The 1,056-nt window shown below is 68.7% G+C and carries 1 protein-coding gene and 1 pseudogene; both read right to left on the minus strand.

All coding sequences use genetic code 11. From position 1 onward, the window contains the following. Window positions 1-292 (minus strand): annotated as a pseudogene (locus FV228_RS30675) (PAS domain-containing sensor histidine kinase); the annotation flags it as partial. Between the two features lie 179 nt (window positions 293-471). Next, window positions 472-1,056, minus strand: a 585-nt coding sequence (locus FV228_RS30680; RefSeq protein ID WP_147857850.1) for an aminopeptidase N C-terminal domain-containing protein, incomplete at its 5' end; no start/stop codon positions are given.

Genomic DNA, 1,056 nt, shown 5'->3' on the forward strand with positions numbered 1-1,056 from the left:
CGCGCAGGTCGCCCGCCCGGCCGCCGGCCGACGTGATCGCCCGGGCAGCCAGCCGGGCGAAGCCCTCGACCTCGGCCTTGGCGCCGGCCAGGATCTCGGCCCGTTGGCCCTGGATGTGGAGCGCCGCGAGGCCGATCAGGCAGGCCAGGAACACCGCCAGGATGCCCGGCACGGCGTAGCGCAGCCACCGCTCGACCAGACCGAGCCGCGGATCCTGGACGCGCATCGGCCAGGAAACGGCAAGACTCGATTCCGCACGCGCGGAGAAGGAAGCGGAAGCCGCCTCCGGCATGGCCGAACCTCACCCTTGGGAACTGCGATCCGTCCGCGGCGTCTCGCGCGCCCCGAATCTGATTGAATACAACCATCTTCGAGGGGCGCTTGTCCACGGATTTTTTACCATTCGGCCTTGACGCACCCCCTGGGTTAGGACTCGGCCAGAGAATCGTTTTCTACCGCAAGTTCAGTATCTTAGCCGCCTCCGAGGGTGCGCGCGACGATGTCCGCGGAGTCCCGCGAGAGGCCCGGGATGGCCTTGATCCGATTAAGCATTTCGCCGGCTTTGGCAGCCCGCGATTTTTCCAGCCGACGCCAGGATCCGAAGGCCGTCAGGAGCCGTGCGGCAACCTGTGGGTTGGCCGAATCGAGGGCTGCGACCGTATCGGCGACGAGCGAAAAACCCGCGCCATCGGCCCGCGCGAACTGAGTCGGATTGCCGAAAGCGAAGCTTCCCACCACCGCGCGGACCCGATTCGGGTTGGTCATGGTGAAAGCCGGGTGGGCCTTCAACCGGGCGATTCGGTCCAGGGTCCCGGGTTCGGGGATCTGAGCCTGGATGGCGAACCACTTGTCGAGCACGAGCGGCTCGTCGGCGAAGCGCTCCGCGAAGCCCGCCAGCGCCTCCTCCCGGGCCTGACCGGGGATCAGCGCCAGGATCCCGAGCGCTGCCAACCGGTCGGTCATGTTGGTGGCGCGCGCCAGACGGTCCGCGGCGCGCGATGCCCCGGTCTCGGGGTCGCCGGCCGCGATCAGGTCGAGGGCGGCGTTGCGCAGGGA

This window comes from Methylobacterium sp. WL18 (assembly GCF_008040015.1).
Classification (GTDB): domain Bacteria; phylum Pseudomonadota; class Alphaproteobacteria; order Rhizobiales; family Beijerinckiaceae; genus Methylobacterium; species Methylobacterium mesophilicum.